23 protein-coding genes and 5 pseudogenes are annotated in these 22,175 nt (G+C 68.5%); 13 read left to right on the forward strand and 15 right to left on the reverse strand.

Translation table 11 applies throughout. The annotated features are described in order from the left end of the window. Positions 1-109 precede the first annotated feature (109 nt). On the forward strand, positions 110-910 hold the full coding sequence (locus ACZ562_RS29410) for a polysaccharide deacetylase family protein (protein ID WP_471185155.1): 801 nt from the start codon (positions 110-112) through the stop codon (positions 908-910). Next, positions 910-2,100 carry a YncE family protein gene (locus ACZ562_RS29415; protein ID WP_471185158.1) on the forward strand — a complete coding sequence of 397 codons (1,191 nt, stop codon included), beginning with the start codon at positions 910-912 and terminating at the stop codon, positions 2,098-2,100. The genes ACZ562_RS29410 and ACZ562_RS29415 overlap by 1 nt, the downstream gene beginning before the upstream one ends. Before the next feature lie 36 nt (positions 2,101-2,136). Here the strand turns inward: ACZ562_RS29415 and ACZ562_RS29420 are convergent, their stop codons facing one another. Further along, positions 2,137-2,775 carry a GNAT family N-acetyltransferase gene (locus ACZ562_RS29420; protein WP_471185159.1) on the reverse strand — a complete coding sequence of 213 codons (639 nt, stop codon included), beginning with the start codon at positions 2,773-2,775 and terminating at the stop codon, positions 2,137-2,139. Between the two features lie 164 nt (positions 2,776-2,939). Here ACZ562_RS29420 and ACZ562_RS29425 point away from each other — a divergent pair, with 164 nt between their 5' ends. Both ACZ562_RS29425 and ACZ562_RS29430 read left to right on the forward strand, forming a co-directional pair. Next, positions 2,940-3,152 carry an EF-hand domain-containing protein gene (locus ACZ562_RS29425; protein ID WP_471185162.1) on the forward strand — a complete coding sequence of 71 codons (213 nt, stop codon included), beginning with the start codon at positions 2,940-2,942 and terminating at the stop codon, positions 3,150-3,152. Positions 3,153-3,311: 159 nt separating this feature from the next. Further along, positions 3,312-3,461, forward strand: a pseudogene (locus tag ACZ562_RS29430) (NADP oxidoreductase); the annotation flags it as partial. A 70-nt stretch (positions 3,462-3,531) separates the two neighbouring features. On the opposite strand, the gene ACZ562_RS29435 reads toward ACZ562_RS29430, so the two are convergent. The 3 genes from ACZ562_RS29435 to ACZ562_RS29445 all read right to left on the reverse strand — a co-directional run bounded on the left by ACZ562_RS29435 (position 3,532) and on the right by ACZ562_RS29445 (position 5,760). Continuing rightward, a complete protein-coding gene (locus tag ACZ562_RS29435; RefSeq protein WP_471185164.1) occupies positions 3,532-4,074 on the reverse strand; it encodes an MOSC domain-containing protein in 543 nt (180 codons plus the stop codon). 101 nt (positions 4,075-4,175) lie between these two features. Beyond that, positions 4,176-4,733 (reverse strand): glycoside hydrolase family 25 protein, encoded by a 558-nt coding sequence (locus ACZ562_RS29440; RefSeq protein ID WP_471185166.1) that lies wholly within the window; start codon positions 4,731-4,733, stop codon positions 4,176-4,178. Between the two features lie 475 nt (positions 4,734-5,208). Beyond that, a complete protein-coding gene (locus ACZ562_RS29445; protein ID WP_471185169.1) occupies positions 5,209-5,760 on the reverse strand; it encodes a DUF3995 domain-containing protein in 552 nt (183 codons plus the stop codon). 97 nt (positions 5,761-5,857) lie between these two features. On the opposite strand from ACZ562_RS29445, the gene ACZ562_RS29450 reads away from it, so the two are divergent. After that, a complete protein-coding gene (locus ACZ562_RS29450; protein WP_471185171.1) occupies positions 5,858-6,439 on the forward strand; it encodes a TetR/AcrR family transcriptional regulator in 582 nt (193 codons plus the stop codon). 1,026 nt (positions 6,440-7,465) lie between these two features. Here ACZ562_RS29450 and ACZ562_RS29455 read toward each other — a convergent pair. The 8 genes and pseudogenes from ACZ562_RS29455 to ACZ562_RS29490 form a co-directional block, all read right to left on the reverse strand. Next, a pseudogene (locus ACZ562_RS29455) lies at positions 7,466-7,675 on the reverse strand (IS1380 family transposase); the annotation flags it as partial. Positions 7,676-7,989: 314 nt separating this feature from the next. Beyond that, a complete protein-coding gene (locus ACZ562_RS29460; RefSeq protein WP_471185173.1) occupies positions 7,990-8,715 on the reverse strand; it encodes an ABC transporter permease in 726 nt (241 codons plus the stop codon). A gap of 1 nt (position 8,716) precedes the next feature. Beyond that, the gene (locus ACZ562_RS29465) at positions 8,717-9,664 is read right to left on the reverse strand and encodes an ABC transporter ATP-binding protein (protein ID WP_471185176.1); all 948 of its coding nucleotides are present in this window, start codon (positions 9,662-9,664) and stop codon (positions 8,717-8,719) included. Between the two features lie 17 nt (positions 9,665-9,681). Next, positions 9,682-10,440 carry a CPBP family glutamic-type intramembrane protease gene (locus ACZ562_RS29470; protein WP_471185178.1) on the reverse strand — a complete coding sequence of 253 codons (759 nt, stop codon included), beginning with the start codon at positions 10,438-10,440 and terminating at the stop codon, positions 9,682-9,684. Further along, complete coding sequence (locus tag ACZ562_RS29475) at positions 10,437-11,117, reverse strand: CPBP family glutamic-type intramembrane protease (RefSeq protein ID WP_471185182.1); 681 nt, start codon at positions 11,115-11,117, stop codon at positions 10,437-10,439. Before ACZ562_RS29475 ends, ACZ562_RS29470 begins: the two co-directional genes overlap by 4 nt. After that, the gene (locus tag ACZ562_RS29480; protein ID WP_471185184.1) at positions 11,092-12,420 is read right to left on the reverse strand and encodes a YcaO-like family protein; all 1,329 of its coding nucleotides are present in this window, start codon (positions 12,418-12,420) and stop codon (positions 11,092-11,094) included. Before ACZ562_RS29480 ends, ACZ562_RS29475 begins: the two co-directional genes overlap by 26 nt. A gap of 23 nt (positions 12,421-12,443) precedes the next feature. Continuing rightward, on the reverse strand, positions 12,444-13,535 hold the full coding sequence (locus tag ACZ562_RS29485) for a TOMM precursor leader peptide-binding protein (RefSeq protein WP_471185187.1): 1,092 nt from the start codon (positions 13,533-13,535) through the stop codon (positions 12,444-12,446). A gap of 3 nt (positions 13,536-13,538) precedes the next feature. After that, positions 13,539-14,246 carry a SagB/ThcOx family dehydrogenase gene (locus tag ACZ562_RS29490; protein WP_471185190.1) on the reverse strand — a complete coding sequence of 236 codons (708 nt, stop codon included), beginning with the start codon at positions 14,244-14,246 and terminating at the stop codon, positions 13,539-13,541. A 118-nt stretch (positions 14,247-14,364) separates the two neighbouring features. Here ACZ562_RS29490 and ACZ562_RS29495 point away from each other — a divergent pair. After that, positions 14,365-14,816, forward strand: a pseudogene (locus ACZ562_RS29495) (IS701 family transposase); the annotation flags it as partial. 312 nt (positions 14,817-15,128) lie between these two features. Beyond that, positions 15,129-15,353, forward strand: a complete 225-nt coding sequence (locus ACZ562_RS29500; protein WP_471185193.1) for a hypothetical protein — start codon at positions 15,129-15,131, stop codon at positions 15,351-15,353. Positions 15,354-15,609: 256 nt separating this feature from the next. On the opposite strand, the gene ACZ562_RS29505 is transcribed toward ACZ562_RS29500, so the two are convergent. Beyond that, positions 15,610-16,389, reverse strand: coding sequence for a DUF3060 domain-containing protein (locus ACZ562_RS29505; RefSeq protein ID WP_471185401.1), 780 nt, complete (start codon positions 16,387-16,389; stop codon positions 15,610-15,612). Between ACZ562_RS29505 and ACZ562_RS29510 the strand changes: the two are divergent. The 4 genes and pseudogenes from ACZ562_RS29510 to ACZ562_RS29525 all read left to right on the forward strand — a co-directional run. Beyond that, a pseudogene (locus tag ACZ562_RS29510) lies at positions 16,339-16,701 on the forward strand (GAF domain-containing protein); the annotation flags it as partial. The gene ACZ562_RS29505 and the pseudogene ACZ562_RS29510 overlap by 51 nt on opposite strands. 271 nt (positions 16,702-16,972) lie before the next feature. Next, the gene (locus tag ACZ562_RS29515; RefSeq protein WP_471185195.1) at positions 16,973-17,680 is read left to right on the forward strand and encodes a hypothetical protein; all 708 of its coding nucleotides are present in this window, start codon (positions 16,973-16,975) and stop codon (positions 17,678-17,680) included. Continuing rightward, complete coding sequence (locus ACZ562_RS29520; RefSeq protein WP_471185198.1) at positions 17,677-18,216, forward strand: flavoprotein; 540 nt, start codon at positions 17,677-17,679, stop codon at positions 18,214-18,216. The genes ACZ562_RS29515 and ACZ562_RS29520 overlap by 4 nt, the downstream gene beginning before the upstream one ends. Before the next feature lie 118 nt (positions 18,217-18,334). Continuing rightward, complete coding sequence (locus tag ACZ562_RS29525) at positions 18,335-18,781, forward strand: hypothetical protein (protein WP_471185201.1); 447 nt, start codon at positions 18,335-18,337, stop codon at positions 18,779-18,781. Here the strand turns inward: ACZ562_RS29525 and ACZ562_RS29530 are convergent. Together ACZ562_RS29530 and ACZ562_RS29535 are read right to left on the reverse strand one after the other, a co-directional pair. Next, positions 18,756-19,256, reverse strand: a complete 501-nt coding sequence (locus ACZ562_RS29530) for a transposase (protein WP_471185403.1) — start codon at positions 19,254-19,256, stop codon at positions 18,756-18,758. The two genes, ACZ562_RS29525 and ACZ562_RS29530, sit on opposite strands and share 26 nt — an antisense overlap. Further along, positions 19,142-19,567: a transposase gene (locus tag ACZ562_RS29535; protein WP_471185203.1), complete on the reverse strand. Its 426-nt coding sequence runs from the start codon at positions 19,565-19,567 to the stop codon at positions 19,142-19,144. The genes ACZ562_RS29530 and ACZ562_RS29535 overlap by 115 nt, the downstream gene beginning before the upstream one ends. Before the next feature lie 266 nt (positions 19,568-19,833). On the opposite strand from ACZ562_RS29535, the pseudogene ACZ562_RS29540 reads away from it, so the two are divergent. Continuing rightward, a pseudogene (locus tag ACZ562_RS29540) lies at positions 19,834-19,923 on the forward strand (transposase); the annotation flags it as partial. Positions 19,924-20,268: 345 nt separating this feature from the next. Further along, the gene (locus ACZ562_RS29545; RefSeq protein ID WP_471185205.1) at positions 20,269-21,528 is read left to right on the forward strand and encodes an SGNH/GDSL hydrolase family protein; all 1,260 of its coding nucleotides are present in this window, start codon (positions 20,269-20,271) and stop codon (positions 21,526-21,528) included. Positions 21,529-22,175: the final 647 nt, after the last annotated feature.

Here is a 22,175-nt window from a genome sequence, read left to right on the forward strand (position 1 = left end):
TAGACCCGCCAGGCCCTGCCGCGTGCCGCGTGCACCGGGCTGGGTCTGTCTTTAACCCGCCCGTCGTAATTCGGGCCAATCGCCGGTTTTTCATCGATACCCCCCTTAAATGGTGCGGGTGACCACGACCAACCGACGCGGGGTGCTCCGTGCCGGCGCCGGGCTCGTCGCCGGGGCCGCCGCCGCCGGGTGCGCGGAGACCGGCGCCGCGCGACCCGCCGCCACCGCCGCGTCCGCCACCCGGACCCACGCGTCCGGCGACCCGGCGGCCACGCCTGAGCCGGCTCCCGCACCCCGCGCCTTCCCGGGGCAGCCCGCCCGGATCACCCACGGCCCCCGCACCCAACCCCGTGTCGCCCTCACCTTCCACGGCCAGGGCGACCCCGCACTCGCCCGCGGCCTGCTCACCGAAGCCGAACGGCACGGCGCGCGGATCACCGTCCTCGCCGTCGGCAGCTGGCTCGACGAACACCCCGATCTGGCCCGCCGCATCCTGGACGGCGGCCACGACCTCGGCAACCACACCCAGAGTCACCTCGGGATCAACGCCATGTCAGAGGCCGACGCCCGCGCCGAGATCACCGCCTGCGCAGACCGCCTGCGGAAGCTCACCGGCTCCATCGGCACCTGGTTCCGCCCCTCCCGCTCAGCCCGCGCCTCCCCGCTCGTCGAACGCCTGGCCCGCGCCGCGGGCTACCCGCACGTCCTGTCGTACGACGTCGACTCCCGCGACTTCACCTCGCCCGGCGCACCCGCCGTCGCCCGCACGGTCCTCGGCAGGATCCGCAACGGATCCGTGGTCAGCCTGCACCTCGGCTACCCGGACACGGTCACCGCGCTCCCCGCCGTACTGGAAGAACTCGACCGCCGCGGACTGCGCGCGGTCACCACCACGGAGCTGCTCAGCTGATGCACCCCACCCGAATCACGCGCACCCTGATCCTCGCCGCCGCCCTCTGCGGTCTCTGCGTCCTCGCCGCCTGCGGCACTCCGGAAGGGCACCACGCCGACGAGGCCCCGACCACCAAAGCCGCACCCGTGCCCGCCCCGTCGAAGAAGCCGCCCGTCCGAGGGCTGCCCGGCATGCCGCCCGTCCTCGACCCGCAGGACGTCTACGCGGCCGACCGCCCGGGCAGACTCTCCCCGGTGGTCAAGGACTTCCCGTCCCGGGTCTACGTCCCCAACAGCGAGTCCGACACCGTCTCCGTCATCGACCCGAGGACGTACGAGGTGATCGACACGATCCGCGTCGGCCACCAGCCCCAGCACGTCGTCCCGTCCTGGGACATGAAGACGCTCTGGGTCAACAACAACCGAGGCCACACCCTCACCCCCATCGACCCGAAGACGGGGAAGGCGGGCAGGCCCGTCGACGTACACGACCCCTACAACCTCTACTTCACACCGAACGGCCGATACGCCGTCGTCATGGCCTCCCTGGACCGCGAACTCGTCTTCCTGGAACCGCACACCATGAAGCGGGTGAAGACGGTCCCGGTCAGCTGCTACGGCGTCAACCACGCCGATTTCTCCCTCGACGGCCGCTACTTCATCGTCTCCTGCGAGTTCAGCGGCGAGCTCCTCAAGGTCGACACCGAACGGATGAAGGTCGTCGGGCAGCAGAAGCTGCCCCTGCACGGCGCGATGCCGCAGGACGTCAAGATCTCGCCCGACGGCAAGAAGTTCTACATCGCGGACATGGTGGCCGACGGCATCTGGATCCTGGACGGCGACAGGTTCACCAAGCCGACCCTCCTCCCCACCGGCAAGGGCACCCACGGCCTGTACGTCAGCCGCGACTCACGCGAGATGTACGTCTCCAACCGAGGTGAAGGCACCGTCTCCGTCTTCGACTTCACCCTGAACAAGGTCACCAGGAAGTGGCATCTCCCCGAAGGCGGCAGCCCCGACATGGGAGGTGTCTCCGCCGACGGAAAGGTCCTGTGGCTGTCCGGGCGGTACAACGGCGAGGTGTACGCCATCGACACCCGCACCGGCATCCAGCTCGCCCGCATCAGGGTCGGCAGCGGCCCGCACGGCCTCGCGGTGTACCCGCAGCCCGGCCGCTACTCGCTCGGCCACACCGGCGTCTTCCGCTGACCCGCGGCCGGCTGACCCGCCTGGGCAGACGCGGCACTAGCGGGCGATGAGCAGTGCCTCCGCCCCCACCGGCGCATACCCCGCCGCCTGGAACGCCCGCACGCTGCGGGCGTTCCCCGGCGAGATCTGGGCCCACACCGGCTCGCCGCCGCTCAGATGCCGTGCCGTCACCGCCAGGGCCCGCCCCAGCCCCCGGTGCCGTACGTCCTCGTCCACCTCGACAGCCACCTCCAGCCGTCCCCCGATGCCGCGTCCCAGGACGAGCACCCCACCCTGCGCGGCCCACACCCGCACGCGGTCGCGCCGCCTGCGGGAGCTGACGACCCTCGGGTGGTCGGGATCGGAGATCTCCGCCACCGCGAGCGGCGGCTCGCCCGGCAGGGGAGCGGCCACCTTCATCACGTCGATGGTGTCGGTCCCGCGCCCCGTGCGCTCCATGAAGGCCGCGAGGAACCTCGCGTTCATCGTCGCGGCCAGCGCGTCGCAGTCGACGCTCGCCAGCGTCCGGCGCACCCACTCGGGATCCTCGTCCGTGAAGACGACGGAGTGCGCGGTGAAGGAGAGGACGCCGGCGTCGCGGTGGGAGTGCTGCGGCACCACCGTCGTACGTCCGTCCGCGGGCGGGAAGACACCCCGCGCCGCCGCGTCGAGAATGTCCCGCAGGGTCCCCGCCATCGCGTCCCGTCTCCTTGCTCGCGCCCTTGAGTCGCCACCCACTGGAAGGCCCACACTCGCAGACATGATCGAGTCGCCGCAGCGGAGGCTCGGACGGGCGGTTAGTCTGACCTGCGTCAGTACGACAGCACGTTGTGAGAAACACGAGTAAAAGGGGCGGATCGGTGGCGGACATCGACGAGGCACGCAAGCAGTTCGAGCGGATCGATACGGACGGTGACGGTTTCATCACCGCGGCCGAGTTCAAGACCGCGCTGGCCCAGGCGGGCGACTGGAACGTCACCGAGTCGGTGGCCGAGGCGATCATCAAGGCCCGTGACCTCAACGGCGACAAGCTCCTCTCGTTCGACGAGTTCTGGTCGCACCTGAACCAGTGACGGGCGCGGCAGGGGGCGCCGGTCCGGCAGCGGAGGGGCGCCCCTTCGGCATGCGGTGCCTGGTTTCCGGGGCAGCGGTCACTCTCCTGCCCCATCCGGAATAGCCTGACGTGTCCCGCGGTCGACGGTGCCCATCGGCGGAGCCGCCCGGCTCCTCAGGGCCTCGACACGGTCGACGCGGGCGGCCTCGACGACTCCTGGCGCCAGCAGCCGGGCACCCCGGTGTACGGCCTGCGGGACGGCGTGGACGGGGTGAGGAAGACGCTCGCGGAAGCTTCACCGGAACGGACGCCGGACTTCCGCGCGTAGGCCCTGTCGTCGAATTCCCGTCGTCCGCCCGGCGGGGCAGGCGGGGCAGCGGGAAACGACAAGGCCTGGGTCACACGATGTCGAGCGGTCGGTGCGGACCGGCGGGCAGCTCGACCGTCACGGGATCCCCGGCCCGCACCACGCCGCCCTTCACGACGACGCTCATGATCCCGGACTTGAACCGCGCCTTCCCGTCCGCGCCCCGCCCGACGACCTGCTTCATCAGCCCCTTCCGGAAGGTGTCGATCTGCGCACAGGGATTCCGCAGCCCGGTGACCTCGACGACGGCCTCGTCCCCGAGCCGCAGGAGCGCCCCGGCCGGCAGGCCCAGCAGATCGATCCCGCGGGTCGTGACGTTTTCCCCGAGCTGACCGGCCGCGACCTCGAACCCCGCCTCCCGCACCTCGTCGAACAGCTCCTCGTGTATGAGGTGCACCTGCCGCAGATTCGGCTGCGATGGGTCCTTCTTCATCCGGAACCGATGCTTCACCGTGGCCCCGGCGTGCACGTCCCCCTCCACCCCGAGCCCGGCGAGCAGCGTGATGCTCTCCCGGTTCGGCTTGGTGAACGAGTACGTCCCGTTGCTGCTGACCGCGCTGACCGTCCCACCCATGGCGCGAAGCTCCCCTCTTTCTCACGGTTGCTGTCGAACCGCAGGTCAGAAGCGTAAGGGACGCCCGCGGTGCTGTGGGGTGCAGGGACAGGCGGAGTGAGTCAGGCGTCGTTGGCCCACTCCCTCAGCGCGGCCCGGCTCGAGAAGTCGGCGACGTTCCTGTCGTGCGGGTCGTCGGTGTACTGGTGGAAGCGCCACTTGGCCTGGATGCGGGGCTCGCCAGCCCGCACGTAGTCGGCTATCCAGAGGCCGTCGCCGGCGTAGGACGTGCTGTCGATGTTCAGCCAGTAGTGGCGATTGCAGTACAGGACGACCCGGTGGTTCGGCCGGAGTTCCTTCACCTTCTTGATGAAGCGGTCCTTTTCCGCATTGCTCGCATGCGTCCCCTCGCCGGTCGTCTCCCAGTCGACGGCGAGGATGTCGCCCGCCTTCTCCGGAGCGTGCTTGACGAAGTACTCGGCCTGAGCCGTGAGGTTGCCCGGCCAGAGGAAGTGGTAGAAGCCGACGACGAGTCCGGCCTCGCGGGCCGTCTTCGTCTGGGCGCCGAGTTTCGGGTTGACGTACGAGCGGCCCTCCGTCGACTTGATGAAGACGAAGGAGATGTTGTCCGTGTCGTAAGAGGAGGACTGGTACGCGCTCACATCGATGCCGCGCAGCATGGGGGGCCTCCCTAAGTGCCTGTGGGGGAAAGGATTTGGGCGTTGTTGATGTGTTGCCCACCCTGGCACGGGTGATCCGTCCCGGTCTCGACTTCTCCCCGGTCGAGGATCGGCAACGTGGGACGGCGGGGAGCGGCGGCTGCCACCGTGCCCCGTTCAGGGCATGGCGGAGTAGGGCACTCTCGCGGCAGAGGCTCGCTCGGTGCGGTCAGCTGCTTGCGCTGACGAGCCGCCGGGAGGCCGGTCTCAGGCGGGCCACCGACGCAGGCTCCCGCTCGGTGCTTCGTGTTCTGGGGGCAGGGCCTGGCCGTCATCACCGACGCTCAGTCAAAGTGGCATCGGAACGGCGAACTCAGCAGACCCCCCTGACCCGCCTGCCCTTGTGGCCGAGGGGTGAGATTCCCCCTCGGCTACTCGGCGGCTGTCAATGCCGGCCTCACCACAGGGCCGTTCACTGGACTGCCCCGAACGGCATTCAGCTTGGACGATCCTCAGTGGGGCGGTCGCGACGCCGGCGGGTGCGCAAGGCCACATAGGCGGTCAGGCCGGCCAGGGTCATGCACAGGGGTGAGTACAGGGCCAGGTCCCAGTGGCGGAATGCTCGGGGGACGTTGCCCAGGGCGAGGCCGGAGGCCGCGAGGCCGCCGATACCGCGTACGGCCAGCACGCCGCTCACCGTCCACAGGCCGATACGGACCAGCCGTGAGGCGCCGATCCGGCTTCCCGGCCGGGTTGCGGTGATGACCAGCCAGGCGGACGCGCAGAGCAGCGCGGCAACCGCGAAGGTAGCCGGTTTCGATGGAAGTCGGGACTCCTCGACGCCGACTACGACGGTGGCGAACTCCGCCCGCGAACCCAGCGGCCACGGGGTGAACACCCACACGCCATGGAGAAGCCCCGCAGCCAGTAGACCGCTCGCCGACAGCACCCCTGCCCCCCGGGCCCCCGCGGAGGCTCCCTCGGCACCGCCCCCCTCCTCGGCAGTCCTGCCCGCGGGTGCGCCGAGCAGCCAGTTCGTGGCGTTCATCCCCGTACTCCCCTTCCCCGTGCCCTGTCGCGGGCACACGTGAGGTGCCTCATCCGTACAGTGCTGTATGGATGTTCCGTACAGTACTGTACGGAACGTGGCGAGGAGCAAAGTCAGCAAGGACGAGTGGACGATGGCCGCGCTCCGCGCGCTGGCCCGGGGCGGGGTATCCGCGGTGGCGGTGGACCAGCTCGCCCGGGAACTGGGCGTCACCCGCGGCAGCTTCTACTGGCACTTTGAGAATCGCGACGCCCTGCTCGTCGCAGCTCTGGAGACCTGGGAGGCACGCGCCACCACCGACGTCATCGCCGCACTGGGCGAACTGACGGACGCCCGGGTCCGCGCGAGAGCACTGTTCGACGAGGCGCTCGGCAGCGAGCAGATCGGCGGGCTGGAACCCGCCCTGGTCGCTCAGACCATGCACCCCGCCGTCGCCGAGGTCGTCGCCCGGGTCAACCGCACCCGGATCGCCTACCTCACCGACGTCTTCACCGACCTCGGCTTCGGGACAGACGATGCCCGGAATCGGGCCCTGTCCGCGTACGCCGCCTATCTGGGCTGGCTGGAGCTGCGCCGCATCGCCATCGACAGCGCCCCCGAGGCGCGGCTCACCGACCCGCGCTCCGCCGCAGCTCTCGAGCACCTCATCGCCATGATCCTTGCTCCTGCGGGGCCATAGGCACTCACGAGGTGGTGCGGGCCGCCCAGAGTACGGCGTTGACCGGCTCCTCGATGAGGTGGCCACGGATGCGCGGGAAGATCGCCGGCAGCTCCAGGGCCAGGCGGGACATCGGGCCAGTTCACTCGCGGGGGTGACCGCTCACGGGCATCGAGCACCCTGAGTCCCGGGGACAGTAAGTGGCATTGGGGCGCAGCCATCTCCGATGTCACGAAGGAGTCAAAATTCGAGCGCCCTGCTCCGCGTCTGGTAGGTCACCAGTCCCCACTGTCCATCCGCGACAAGTGCGAGACCGTGGTCACCGAAGTGTGGCAGCAGCCGTTGGATCCGGGCCTTGAGGGCCCGCAGTGACATGGGAAGGCTGGGTGTTCCTAGGAGCAGTCGCAGGTGGTGACAGCACCGGGGTTTTCGAGCCTTGGCAACCACATGAAACAGGAGGCGCTGGCTTGCGGTCCGCTGGGGGTATGCACAGGGTGGTGGAACTTGCGGGCAATGCCTCAAGTCAGCACGAATACGCCAGACGAGCTCAGCAGCCGGTGCCTGCCGGTCGAGAACATCAACCGCCCCGGCAGCGAATGCGGCGACGGCATCCTGTCCTTCCTCTCTCAAGACGGCTACGGGAGCGACCATAGAGGCGGCTCGGATGAGTGCAACCAGCCCGTCGGCCCCAATAGTCGGGGCGTCAAGCAGGATCATCCTCGGTCGTTCCAGCATGGAGGCGCAGGCTGATTCGCTTCCCCACCGCACAGCGTCGCCGAGATCAAGACCGGCTTTGGCCAGCCTCATAGCCAGCACCGTACTGACGGGTTCGTCCAGCGATACCAGGGCCGGAGAACGACGGTAGACCGACGCGTCCCGATACATGCGCCGCGGCGTCTGTGTGTGCATCGCTTGTTCCTTTGTCCTGTCGACTCTCGGTAATCGGCACCCTCGTCGGGATATGGGGGTGCGGTGGCGAACCGCTGAAACGAAGGCGGGTTGCGAGTTGCTTCTAAAAATCGCAGCCTGCGTATGCGTCACTTCCACGAGCGAATGCTGGCCGTAGGTTTTCCTCCAGGTCGGCGCCGCGTTCTGCATGGCCGAGTGCGCGACGACGAGCATGCCGTCCAGGTCGATGGTCACCTCACAGCCCGCATCCGGCGCGTGATCGCCTGCCAAGGACCAGACGCTGCTGCGGACTTCGGACGGTGCAGCGCGGACCGTGTCGATGAAGCGGGAGACGGCTGGCTCGCCAGAACCGGACTCTCCCTCACCACGACGACAACCCGACCTCATTGGCCTTCTGGCGGATTGGACTGACATCCGGTGTGAGAAGCAGGGATGGCACGCCCGGGTCGGATTCCGCGTCGAGCGGCAAGGGGATGGTTGCCTCTCCACGGACGTAGCGGAGTCGCTGCGAGCACCGGCGTCCGCAGGCGCTCAACTGCAGATGAGCTGAGCCCGGCGTGGTCAAGCACGCTGTCGCGTGCGCTGGGGACCGGGTGCCCCGTGGAGTGGCTGTGCCATTCACTGACCCGAAGGCTGCTGTCGGCCGCGAAGGTCACGTCGGTTCATACAGTCCAGCGGAACAGCTTGGCGGCGCTGGCAGCGCAGACAACGGTGGTGCCGCTCAGCACTGTGAGTGCGACGCCGATCGAGTCGCCGCGGTCGAGCCAGGCCCATTGCATCGCGCCGATCGCGTAGGTGAGCGGCAGAGCGTCAGTGACCTTCCGCAACCAGTCGGGCATGAGCTCGAGCGGGATGGCGGCGCCGGTCAGGAAGATCATCGGGAAGTACACCAGATTGGCGATGACCAGCGCCGCCTGTTCGCTGCGGGCGATCGAGGCGATGAGCAGGCCGAGACCGAACATGGCGGTGGCGGACAGTAGTGCGATACCGGTGAACGCCAGCGGCCGCGCCGGTGCGTGCAGCCCGAACGCCAGGGCGCCGACGACGATCAGCATGGCGACGCCCAGCGCGGAGATGACGATGTTGACCAGTAGTTGCGCCATGAGGAACGCTGAGGGCCGGGCGGGGGTGGCGCGGAGCCGGCGCAAGAACCCCCGTGAGCGGTATTCGACCATGCCGAGTGGGAAGCTCATGAGCCCGGCGACGGCGAAGACGAGGCCGACGTAGGCGGGCACGGACACGTCGACGGTGCCCAGGCCGCCAAACAAGTCGGACGGTTCGTTGCCGTAAATGCCGCCGAAGATGCCCAGCACCATGACGGGGAACACGAGGCCGAAGAACAGCGGCGGGAAGTTGCGCAGCGTCCGCCTCGCCTCGAACACCAGCACTTTATGAAACACCCACGTTGTCCGCTTCACTCGAGGCCGGTCCGGTCAGGTTCAGGTACGCATCGTCGAGTGAGGCCGGCAGCACCCTCGGCGTGCAGTCGTAGTCGGCCAGGACGCGGTCGACGTCTGCGCGGCGCGCCGGCCGCACGTCGAGGAGCAGCCGCCGTCCGGCCAGTTCCACCCGCACGCCTGCCCCCAGCCCGATGAGCTTGCCGCGCAGTTCGTCGTTGCCTCCGAATCCGTCGAGCACGAACCGGGCACTGTCGCTGGCGTGGTCGCGGATCAGCTCGGTGGGCGTGCCGGTGGCGACGATGCGGCCCTTGCGCATCACGTTGACCCGGTCACAGAGGTGCTCTACCTCCTCCATGTGATGGGAGGTGATCACGATGGTGAGGCCGTCGTCGTTGCGACGGCGCAGCTCTTGCCAGACCACGCGCCGGGCGGCGGGGTCCAGTCCGCTCGTGAACTCGTCGAGGAAGACCACCTGCGGATTGTTCAGCAGCGCCAGGACCAGCGACAGCCGCCGCTGTTGGCCGCCGGACAACCTGGCGACCTGACTGCTCCGTTGTTCGGTCAGACCGAACCGCTCCAGCAGTTCGCCGTGGTCTGCCGGGTCTGCGTAGAACGACGCGAACAGCCGGCACATTTCCTCGACTGAGGCGCGCGGCGGGTAGACGAGCTCCTGGAGCTGGACGCCGGCGATGCGGGTCATCCGGGTGCGGTCGCTGGCGGGGTCGAAGCCACCGACGCGGATCGTGCCCGTGGCCGGCTTCCGTAGCCCTTCGACGCACTCCAACAATGAGGTCTTGCCGGAGCCGTTGGGGCCGATCAGGCCCACAATTTGGCCTTTGGCGGCGCTCAGGTTGACGCCGTTGACGGCGGTCAGATCACCGTAGCGGACGGTGATGTTCCGGGCGTCGACGAGTGGTTCGGCTGCTTGGTGATCCACGGTTGTCGACCTCCTCATCATGGCATTACGGTCGGGACGCGAGCGGCCCGGCGCACGCTGGACCGGGTGAAGTACGCGGCGAACGAGGCGTGCACCGCGATCGCCGGAAGAACGCTGCCTTCAACGGCCACCAGCAACCCGCACAACACCGCGAGCACCACACAGGCGAGTCCGATCACGGTGGCCTGCAGGGCTGTGTCGGTGTACAGCACCTGGAGGACGATGAAGGCCGCGCCGCTGATCGCGATCGCGGCCCAGACCTGTGTGCCGGTGGCCAGCAGGCCGCCGAGGAAAACGCCGCGGAAGAAGAACTCCTCGACCGCGGCGCTGATCGCCGGGACTGTGTAACGCCAAGGCCGGGGTAGCACCATAACCTCTCTTACCCAGTTGACGTTGGCGATCGCGGTGGGCACATCGATGCCGGGTCGCACGGCGTACATGATGGACGTCGCCAACCCGCTCAGCAGGTGGGCACCGACGGCGGTGAGCAGCATGAGTCCGACGCCGTGCGGGGTGACACGCCAGGCGAGCAGGCCGGCCAGGCTGAGGTCGCCGGCGTAGGTCAAAGCGATCGACCCCAGGACGCCAAGGGCCAGGTAGATCAGGGTGCCCAGGATCGGGATCACGTATCTGCCGGGAACCGGGGTGTGGCTGACGGCCCAGAGGCGGACACGCTGGTTGGTGCGTTTGTTGAAGACGCCCAGCCGGAACACGATGAGCCAGATCGCGGAGGCCGCGAGGGCGGTGGCGGCGAACACCGCCGCGTCGCTGGTCACGGTGCCTCCCGGCGCGGCAGCATGGTGAGCACGACGACGTTCTGCACCACGTGGGCTACCAGCGGCACCAGCACGTTGTGGCTTCCGAGTAGATAGAGCAGGCCGAAGCCGACGCCGGTGACGGTCTTCTGCGCGACGGTGATGGCGCCGAAGTAGAGGTGGTTAAGGCCGTACACGACAGAGGTGATCGCGAGCGCCGCAGCGACCGGCCAGCCCAGGACCCCTTCCAGCAAGTGCAGTCCCACGCCCCGGAACAGCACCTCCTCCGCGGCGGCGGCGACGACGTAGGCGAGCATCACCCAGACCGACCTGGCCGTCGCGAGACGGTGCAGGCCGATGCCGGGCAGTCGCCGGTACCGGATCGCCACCGGGGCCGCGCCGACGGCCCACTCCAGTACCGGGGCGAGGCACCCGAACGCAACCGCGGCGCCATACCAACGCCAGTCGGCGGGCGAGAGCGCCCACCGCATCGGCGCGAGCGTGGCGGCCAGCGCCGCCATCGCGATCAGCGCCCCGGCGAGCACCAGCGGCCCGGTCATGGCGCGGTCGAGGCGGCGCGGCGCCGAGCCGGACGTGCCGCCGCTGCGGCCGGTGGAGGTAGCCAGCTGGAAAACCTGTGCCGGGAACGCCGCGCAGAGCACGACCAGCACGCTAAGGCACAGGGTGCGGGTGGTCATTTGTCACTCCTCCGTGCGTGACCATGCGTGGATGCGCTTTGGGTGGCATCCCCGGCAGGCACATGCTCAGCAGTTCGGGGATGAGGACACGGACCACCTTCCAGTCGGTGGCGGCCAGTTCCGGCGGTGTCACGTCGAGGTAGGTCGCCCAGCGGCTCACCCCGGCAACCATCGCGATCAGCGAGTCAAGGGTCGACTCCCCGCTCAGCGGGGCGATCTCCGAGAGCTTCACTGACCCGCTGAACCGCTCGTCGAAGACGGCGCGCTTGTGGTCCGCGTCCGGCGGGCTGGCGTAGTACAGCACGTTGGAGTCGAGGTCCATGTAATGCGAAGCGCTCGCTGCCGCGTGCACCGCAGTCGGGTCGTAGATGGCGGCGAACGCGGGCATTGCGAGGATGGCCGCGGTTTCCATCGCCCCGCGCAGCAGCGCGCGCCGCGGGTCGGCGTCACCCTGCATCCCGTAGGTGAGCATCGGCAGCGCGTCGGTCTTATGGTCCAGGATCACACCGATGGTTGGCAGCGGGAGGTCTGGCCGGGTCAGGTGGATCGCCCTGACCCGGTAATCGGAGTCGGGCCCGAGCCGCATTTTGTCCAGCACCCGCAGCGCGTCGTCGTCGTCGATGACGATTTCCGGGCACGGGTTCGGGGTGTACCAGTTGAGAATGAACGAGTCGAGCTGCACGATCTCGATCAGCGCATTGCGCAGTGCGTTCTCCAGGCTCACGTGCGCGGCCGTACCGGTGGAGAAAGACGGGGTGAACACCAGGTCGCCGTGCGCGGCCGACGGGGTGTAGCCGCCGAAGAACATCTGCGCTGGGACCCAGAGGTCCTCCCCCGGCCGGGTCAGCGCCGGGCAGCGCACCCAAGCGATGACGTCGTCCTCGGTGGGAGGGCGGTCGGCGAACCCGTGGAGCAACCCGCCGATTTCGCGCTGCTGTTCAGGGCTGAAGATGCCTAGATATTCCAGTGGGAGGCACTCGCCGTCACGCGACAGTTCCCGGAACGAGGCATACCGGAAGCCCTGATCGAACAGGCGTACGGCTACCATGCCGGCGTACCGTTCGACCGTCTCTCCCATCAGCCTGATCATGGCGTCTTCGTGGTAGAGGCTGTACCCGCTAAGGTGGTAGCTGACATCCTTTTGCGGGTCGTCCAGGATCAGGCGGTGGTAATGCGGCATCGTCGCAGTCATCGCCCGTAGCCACGGGTCGCCCGGGATCTCGGCGACGTTGTAAAAATAGCCGGGCATGATGCCGGTCTGGTTTCCCCCCAAATGACGGTATCGCCGCAGCAGTCCGGTCATCGATGGGTAATGCGCCAGGGCACTCACTGCAGCACCCCCGCCACGATCCGGTCCAGAACCGCCCTGCTGTTGAAATTGATCTCGTGTGCACGCTCGCGGGACACCTTGCCGCAGGCCGGACAGCCGGGCATCCGCAGCAGGTCCTGCGCCTGGATCTCTAGCGTGGGTAGATGCACGCTCAGCGCCCGACCCGAAATCCGCGACCCCTCTACCGCCGCGTGCAGGTAGCCCTCAGTAAGTGCCATAGTGGTCAGCAGGCTCATCATCGGCGCGTCCGCGGCCCGCGGCGCCGCCGCGCCGACCGACGAGCGGGCGAAGTCGTGGTAGGACACGTGATCCTCCAGCCTCGCCAACGCCCGCTGCTCGAAACACTCGAAGCAGCCGGTGTGCGGGGACTTCATGCCCACGATGGAGACGAAGGGCCCGTCGATGAACGCACACACCCAAGGCACGTCGCTACCTTCGATCACGCGGTTGATGTTGCGCAGCAGCGGCAACGACGGCCGCTGCAAGCACGTCACCAGCGCCGCCGAGCCGGTCAGGGCCGGCACTAGGTCGACCACGGCCTGCTCCGTAGCCAGCCCGTCGATACGCGACGTGAGGTCGGCGGTCGACAGGCGCTCCACCGTAGCCGGCGCGAGCGGCACCAGCTGCAGCCGCAGCCCCGCCGCCAGGTGCTCGGCCTGAGCGGTCGCCGCCGCCGAGTCCGACAAGAAGGCGACGTCACCGTTCGGCGGCTCGCCGTCGCCCGGGTAGGGCGATACCAGGCGGCCCAGTAGCGCCGCGGTCACCGCGTCCTGACTGTCACGGTCACGGGCCGGGACCATCATGCCAGCCTTCGCCAGGTCCCCAAAGAGTTGCTCGACGTTGGCCGACTCGATCGGCAGCAGCTCCGGACCCAAGTGGTCGGCGACACGCACCGGCCCGGCAGCCGCGGCGCGCAACGCGGCGGTGACGGTGGCCGCCACTGCCGGAGATTCACCACTGACGTCGATCACCGCTTCCTCGAAGTTCCACACTCCGGTGCGGATACGGAACCGGCCGGCGCTGTCCTCGACCAGGCGCGCCGTGCTCGCCAGCACGTAGGTGGCCGGCATGTGCTCGTCTACGCTCATTGACTACTCTCCCTTCCCGACCATGGCAACGTGCACGACGTGGCTGGTCAGGCCGTCCAGATTCAGCATCTTCTCGATCATCTGCTTGTCATAGGAGCCCTGGTCGCAGCCGGCGAGGCCGAGCGCAGTGCGGGCCAGGTGCAAGTTCTGCAAGATCCCGCCGACTTCGATGAGCCCGAAGACGACACCGCAGTCGCCGTACTTGCGCGAGTTCTCGTAGAGGTTGTAGACGAACGTCAGCGCAAACCCACTGCGCTCGACATCCAGGTCCACCGAGTGCAGCACGTGTGCCGGGGACAGCTTCGGATGCGGCGCGACCGGCGAAATGGCGTGGGCGTAGGGCAGATACTCATACGCGCCCGACGCAAGCCCCGCGACGTTGAAGGCATGGACGTACAACGTCACCGGATAAAGGCCGCCGCCCGACGCGACGGTACGCAGCCGGATCACCCCCCGCGGGTCGTCGGGATCGCCGTGGTGCAGGCTTCCGGTGGTGCCCTGGCATTGGAACAGCAACGCCGACAGGTCCGCCATCGAGATCGCCTCGCCGGTGAACGCGCGGGTGCTGCGCCGCTCGGTGACGACGGTGGTCAGTCCCGTACGGATGGGTTTCGCAGCGGGCAGTTCGATAGCGTCACGCAGGTCCTCCTTGAGGTTGGCATGGCAGGAGGACAGGACCGCGTCCGGTTCGTAGAACCGGCCGACGCCCAACTGAAAGCCCAGCCGGGCATTGTCCGTACGGTAGTTGAGCGTGGGCTGTTCACGGATCGAGGGCCTGTTCGCGCAGGCCCCGGACGAGGCATGGGAGAAGATCTCCTGCGGTGACGGCGCCAAGGGGCCCCGCGTCTACCACTGGGCAGCGGTGCGGCTGCCGGCCGCCGCCGAATTCGACTATCAGGGCGAGGTCCCTCACCGGATGCGGTGGGCACTGGCCCGGCGCAGCATCAGCAAGCCCGACGAGATCGCCTACTACCTCGCCTACGCGCCCCTCCAGGTCACCGTCCAGGAGTTGGTGCGGGTCGCCGGGGCGCGCTGGGCGATCGAGGAGTGCTTCCAGGCCGCGAAGAACGAGTGCGGCCTGGATCAGTACGAGGTCCGCCGCTACGTGGCTGGTACCGGCACATCACTCTGGCCATGCTCGCTCACGCTTTCCTGGCCGCCACGGCACACCAGCCCTGGGAAAAGGGGGCGGAACAGGTGAGACACCCGGGGCCATCGGGCTCACAGTGGCGGAGGTTCGGCGACTCCTGGCAGCTTGTCGTGCCCGGCCCCCGCACCTGAGCGGACACCGCGGACGACACCACGCACTGAGCTGGTCGAACTGGCGCCGCCGACGCCAAGCAGTCGCCCGCCGCTGTCACTTCCTGAGGCGTTGTCGCACGATCGAGGGGCGGTCTCCGTGAGACCGCTCCTGCACGATCGAAGTCCCGCTACACTCCCGCCACCCGAAGAAAAGGGCCAGGTCAGACAGCGAAATCCTGCTGGAGTACTAGCCCACACGATGTGTGTGGGTCGTCACTCCGAGTTCGGAGAACCCCAGTGGATCCCTTACAGATCGGTCGTCGAGTCCGGTACTGGCGCACCCGGCGGAACATGACGCATGAGACCTTTGCCGCGCTCATGGGCAAGAGCGTGCGATGGGTCGAGGAGTTCGAGGCCGGCCGCCGCCAGGCCGATCCGCAGCTCTCCATCGTGAGACTCGCCGCCCTGCGCCTCAACATCACGCTGGAACGCCTGTTGACCGATCCCGTCGACACGGAATGCGTTGGGGAGAGTGAGATCGAGGCCGTACGCCGCGCGGGGGAGTGGAAGAGATGAGGTCCGCGGGTGCCAGGGACTCGTCGTCGGCCTCGGGCGCGTCGAGACCGCGATGGGTTCCGTCAAGCCTCCGTCTGCTCCAGCTCACGGGCCACCGCTCAGCCTCCGGAACGGCACGGGGGGACCTTGGCAGCGACAGCGCGCTCCAGCCACGGGTACCCTCCGGGGTCATCCTCACGCCCTTTCCTGCCGAGGAGTATCTGGCCCGGCGCAGAATCGCGAGCCGGGCCAAGGAGATCCACGCTGCCACGTAGTCTCAGGAACTGACCGCGTCCTCGTAGTCCTCCTCGCTGATCTGGACGACGGTGCTCGAATCACCTGTTCCAGACACATCAGGCTGACTGCCGCTGGCGCTGTTGACCCAGCCGACCGTCGCGCTCCAACTGCCTTTGCCCATCTGGATGGCGCCGACGGTCTTCAGGTACGCGATGCAGGACTTGCCCTTGATCGCGAGCGTGTCCACCGTCTCCACCGCGATGACGTTGGAGAAGCCTTCGAGGGTCACTGTTCCGCAGGTGCCCGTGAGCTTGATCGTGTTCGAGCTGCCGGTGATGACCACGTCGCGTCCCGCGCAGTCAGCGGACTGGGTGAGGGAAAAACCGTCGATCTTGAGCGGCTCGGTCTTGTCAGCGGAGAGGGGAGCGCTGTCCGGACCGGAAGGGGCAGCCGGATCCGAAGGACCGTCCGAAGCGGCTCCGACAGTGGCATCCGGAGTCTGCGGACCCTGCGTCTGGTCAGATTTCTTCCCGCCCGGCGTCGTCACGTCAATGGCGCAGCCAGCCGTTCCCGAAAGGGCCAGGACTATGAGGGCGCTAGACAGCAGAGTCGAGATGCGCATGGAAGTACTTTCGTTTCGGGGAGTGAAATCGGCGGCCTTCCGGTTTCTGCGGAGCCCGCTGATAGTGAAGCCTAGAAACGCATTGTCGCAACGAGGTGGCGCCGATGTGCCAGATCTGGGACACGCCGTAACCGGTTCGAGAACAGGGCCGCGGACTCCCCTGACAGCGTCCGGAGCATCGACACCCACGGCATCCATACCCTGTTGGTGGTACCACTGCGTGCCCGCGGCATCACGCTCGGCCTGGCGATCCTCGGCCGCCACCGGACACCGGAACCCTTCGACGACGACGATCTGCTGCTCGCCAAGGAACTCGCGGCACGCGCGGCTGTGTGCGTCGACAACGCCCGCCGCTACACACGGGAACGCGACACGGCACTCGCCCTCCAGCGCAGTCTGCTCCCGCAGCATGCACCCAGGCAGACGGCCGTCGAGGTCGCCTCCCGTTACCGGCCGGCGAGCTCCCGCGCCGGCATCGGCGGCGACTGGTTCGATGTCATCCCCCTGTCGCACCGGCACGACGTCATCACCGGGTCGTGCGACAACTCGTCTGCCGAGCCCCTCCCCGTCGAGCAGCTGCGCCGTTCCCTCACCCATGCCCGCCTCGGCTTCCAGGCCGGGCACTTCGTCCAGCTCAGCGGAGCTATCCCGAAGCTGCTCGTCGACACGACCCGGGCCGCGCAACGGCACGCAGGGGACGACCGGCTCGTCTCGTACGAACTGCTGTCACTCAGCTTGGAGTTGACCGAGGCGGCCGCCATCAAGTGGGGGGTCCACCGACTTGGCCGTCATCGCAGGCCACCGCGCCGTCGCGGCCGCCGAGCGGTCCGAGAACCCTGTGATCAAGGCCAGCGCCGCGCGGCACCTCGGCGACGCAATGACCAACAACGGCCAGGCCGCCGAGGCCGCGGAGTTCGTGTTGGCCGCAGCCCAGCGGCTACAGCCCGAGCTGCTGCGCAGCGGACCGGGCGGTTACAGCGTGCTGGGCATGCTCTACCTCAAAGCCGCCATAACGGCCGCGGCCGCCGCTGAGGCCGAGGACCGCAACCCCGGCCGGTACTCCCGCCGCGTGCCTGACTTCCTGGGCCAGGCCGAGGAGCAGGCCGAGCACCTCGGAGGCGACGACAACCGGCTTTGGACCAGCTTTGGGCCGACCAACGTGGCGCTGTACACCGTCGCCGCCCACGTGCAGCTGTCCGAGGGGGCGGACGCCGTGGCGGTCGCATCGGGGATCCCTGCCGAATCGTTCGGGAACTTGCCGAAGGAGCGCAGGGCGCACCTGCTCACGGACCGAGCGCACGGCGAGCTGCAGGCCGGATTCCGGGAGCAGGCCGTCGCCACCTTGCTGGAGGCCGAGGAGCTGGCGCCCGAAGAGGTCCAGTGCCGCCCCCGCACGAGAGCGCTCGTCGAGAACCTGCAGCTACTCGTGGCCGGTTCTGCAGAGGGCCGGTTGCGCGCGCTCGCTGATCGCTGTGGACTGCCCGGGTGACGAACCGCACCCTGTACCTGATCGCCTGTGCTGCACCGCCCGCCAGCCGCCTGCACATCCCCATCAGCGCCGCCCAGAGCGCCGGTTGGGATGTGTGCGCGATCCTGACGCCCGCCGCCTACCGGTGGGCCACCGAGGACGTCGAGGGCGAGGTCGAGGCCCTGCAGCAGCTCACCGGGCACCCCGTGCGCTGGCAGTACAAACTCCCCAGCCAGCCAGACGTTCTCCCACCCCCGGACGCCATTCTCGTGGCGCCTCTGACCAGCAACATCTTGAACAAGTGGGCCGCAGGCACAAGCGACACACTGGCATTGGGGCTGATCACGGAAGCGATCGGGCTGCAGATTCCGACCGTCGCGCTCCCTCACTGGAACGACGCCCAGGGCGCCCACCCCGCCGTTCCCCGCAGCGTCGAGACCCTGCGGGCCGCCGGCGTCACCATCCTGCTCGGGGAAGGTGGGTTCACCCCGCACAAGCCACGCCACGGTGACCTCGACGCCTACCCGTGGCAGGCCGCTGTCGACGCACTGCCCTAAGAAGCCATCCGCTTTCCGAACGTGATCGGTTGGTTCGGCTGTGGTGGGCATGAACTCCGCTGTGTGACGGGAGAGATGGGCGTGGTTGGTCCGCTTGCGTCGCTCGTGGAGGTGGCTGGTGCCGTCGGTGCTCGGTCTGCTGGAGGCTCGGGAGAAGAAGGTCCGGGAAGAGGTGGCGCGGTTGCGGGCTGCGCTCGACGAGGCGGAAGCTGCGCTTCAGCGGCTGGTGGATGCCCGAGCAACGGTGGCCGAGGTTTTGGCCGAGCCGTCTTGTGTTGTCGCTAAGCCCGTGGGGAGCGCGGTGGTGGGATCGGTGGTGCCGCACCGGGCCGAAGGCATGGACGCGTCGGTCCTGGTGCCGGACTACGAGCGGATCGTGTCGGTGCTGGAGTCGGAAGCGGGCCGGGAGGGCATGCGCTGCCAGCAGTTGGCCGCTGCCCTCGGGCTGGAGGCGGTCCCGGCGAAGGTTGAGGGACTGCGGTCGAAGGCGAAACGTCTGGTGGAGCGGGGATGGGTCCGGCAGGTGCGGCCCGGCGTGTTCACCGCGCTCGCACCGGCCGGCTGAAGGCGCCTGGGCGGCGTCCGGCCAGGCGACTGCTCATGAGCATGGTCATGGACCACAGCACCATGGCCTCGTGTATGGCGGGCAGTGTCTCGACATCGCGCACCAGGCGGCGCGAGCGCATCAGCCAGCTCAGCGTTCTTTCCGCGACCCACCTGCGCGGGAGCACCACGAAGCCGGTGGTGTGGTCGGAGCGTCTGACGATGTCGAGGATGAGCTGGAGCTTCTCGGCCGCCCAGTCGACGAGCCGACCGGCGTAGCCGCCATCCGCCCAGACGAGGCGGATGGAGAAGTACAGCTTGCGCAGCCGCTCGAGCAGCGTCACGGCTGCATCCCGGTCCTGCACGCTCGCCGCGGTCACCATCACCACCAGGACCAGGCCGAGGCAGTCGACCACCAGGTGCCGCTTGCGCCCGGCCACCTTCTTCCCGCCGTCCCAGCCGGACGTCGAGCGGGGGATGTTCGCCGCGGCCCGCAGTGACTGCGAGTCCACAATCGCCGCCGTCGGGTCCACGTTGCGGCCCTCCTGCCGGCGGACACGGTCACGCAGCCGGTCGTGGAGTTCGGTGAGCAGCCCTGGATCTGCCAGCGGCGGGCGAAGGCGTGCACCCGTTTGAACGGCGGGAAGTCGCTGGGGAGGTTCGCCCACTTGACGCCGTTGTCCACGACGTAGCGGACCGCATCGATCATCTGCCGGTGGCAATACCCCTCCGGGCGGCCGCCCCGCCCTTCCAGCCAGGCCGGAACGGGCAGCAAGGCCCGGACGATCTGCCATTCCGCCTCCGTCATGTCCGAGCCGTAGCAAGGAGCGCGGTCTGGGCCGTCGGCCGCATTGCCGAACCTGTGCGCGAGGCAGTCACACGACGGAGAAGCTGAGTTGGACTGCACACACACGAGCGCGAAAGACTGCGGCAACAGGGCCTCCCGGAACAACTCGTTGGCTTCGACAACCCTGAGCTACCGCGAGGCCCTGCCGTCATGCGCCGGCCGCACCGCGATCACCCGATCAGGACCCTTGTTCGACCAGGCAAGCCCGTTGATCGGTAAGCGGATGGCTTCTCAGTTTCCCCGGCCTTGGTGTCCAGCTCGGCGCCCGGGTGCTGGCCGAGATGGGCGACGACCGCACCCGGTTCACCGACGCCCGCGGAGGCATACGCCGGCTCCTCGACCATCACCGGGCCTCCGGCAAGAAGACCGGCCCCGTGGCCTCACAGAACGCCGCTCAACCTGCTTCGTGCACACGGACGTTGCGCCGGCCCCGACGCTCGGAGGCAGCGTTCGCCTTGCGTGCCTGACCCAACTGCGCTGCCAAGTCACCTGCCCTGCAAGCAGAAAGTCTGCTGATATATTGTCGAACAAGTCAACAGAACTAGGTTCAGGATTCATTTCGAACCGAGGCTCCCGTTCTGTGTGGCTCCCGCGGTCCACCCCCTTTGCACGACCACTGACGTAGTGGCACGGCACCCGGGCTCAGCGGGGAGGTTCATGTCTTGAGTCGATGGAAAGTCAGGTCACTGATGAAGAAGGTCCAGCGCTCCGCCCTCAAGTTCCGCGCCGAGCCGAGGGCGGTCTCCGCCCGGCCGTTCATGCCGGGCGCCGGAGCAGTGGCGAGGGCCACGGCCTCGCTCGCGAGCAGGCGCGCCCTGTTGGTCACCGTCGCTGCGGCGTTTGTGATGAGCGCGCCCGGCGTGGCCGCCGCCGACGAGTCGGAAGGTGGCGCGGGCACCACGTACTACATCTCGCTCGGTGACTCGCTCGCCTCCGGCTACCAGCCGGACGTCGACAAGGACACGGACGCCGCCTACACCGATGTGCTCTTCGCGGAGCTCAAGCAGCGTGAGCCGGGTCTGAAGCACCTACGCCTCGGCTGCTTCGGAGAGACCACCGAGTCGCTGATCAAGGGCGGCACCTGCGACTACCCGAACGCGCGGTCCCAACTGGAGGCCGCTCTGCAGGCCATGGCGAAGTACCGCGGCAAGGTCAGCTATGTGACGGTCAGCGTTGGTGCCGCCGACATCGACAAGTGCGTCACGGCGAAGGGCTCCGTCGACGGCGCCTGCATGAACAGTGCCGGCCAGACCGTGGGTGCGAATCTCGCCCAGATCACGGGCGCACTGCGCAAGGCCGGTACCGCCGGCACCCACTACGCGGGTGCGACGTACTACAACCCGGTTCTGGCGGCGTGGCTCCTCGGCGATGCGGGACAGCAGGCCGCCAAGGACTCAGCTCCTTTGATGAAGGCCGGGAACGCTGCAATCTCCCAGGTGTACGGCGCCGCCGACTTCAAGGTCGCCGACGTGGCCACGGCCTTCTCCTCCGATGAATTCGACACCTCCGTCGAGCTGCCCGGCCACGGCGAGGTGCCCGCGAATGTGGCCAAGGTCTGTCAGTTGACCTGGGCATGCACCACGGCACACGACCCGCATCCGAACGCCGAGGGGCACAAGGCGATCGCGGGCGTCTTCGCCGGCGCTCTGCCGCAGAGCGACGGCGGCGCGAACCCTGGCGATCCCGGTGAGCCGACCCCGTCCGCCTCAGCGACCCCGCCCGGCAACGCGAGCGCGTCGGCCGGGGCAGAGGACGGCCATGGCACCGACACGAACCAGCCGACGGCCCAGAGTGGCGACCTGGCCGAGACCGGCGCGTCGAACAGCACGCCCGTCATCGCGGGGATTGCTCTGACCGCCATGGCGGCGGGCGCTGCCACGCTCTTCGTCGTCCGTAGGCGTCGTACGGCCGGCCGGGGCTGAGCCGTCGCGGGCCAACAAGGCATCGGACACAGGACACGGCGCCCTTACCCCTCGGGCGCCGCGTCCGCGGGTCGCGGGGAGCGTTTTTCCGGTGCGGGTGGACGCTCTTGCGGCAGGGCCGGCGCGGCGAGCGGGATCCGACTCCGGAAACAGCGGCGGAAGCGGCGGACCTGGTCACGGGGCGCGTCCACGGCGAGTCCATGCGCAGCGCGGATTCGCATTACTGCCTGAAGGTGCTCCAGTCCACGCAGGGAATGGGCACCGCTCACAAAGGAGTTGGAGAAGAGCCGATGACCGCAGTTAGACGGAGCTGACCGAGCTGTGCCCGGTTTGGCCCCTGTACAGGCCCGCGAATTCCACCAGTTGGCTCTGACATCAGGTCGTTATCGGTGGTGGCGGTCCGTTGTGGGGACGGTTGTCGTGCTCGTCGGTTTCTCCCTCCTGGGCGTGGTGCCGTTGGTTCTTGACGACATAGCGCTGAGCGTGGCGGGCGGAACGACCGACGCTGTGCGGAGCATCGGCCTGACGGCGTCACAGTTGCTGAGCCTCGCGGCCTTGATCCCCGCCGTGTTCCTGGCCGCGCGCTGGACGCAGCGCCGTCCGGCCGGGACGGTGTCGTCGGTCGTCGGGCGACTGAGGTGGCGCTG

The sequence above is a fragment of the Streptomyces sp. NPDC040410 genome (genome assembly GCF_055595715.1).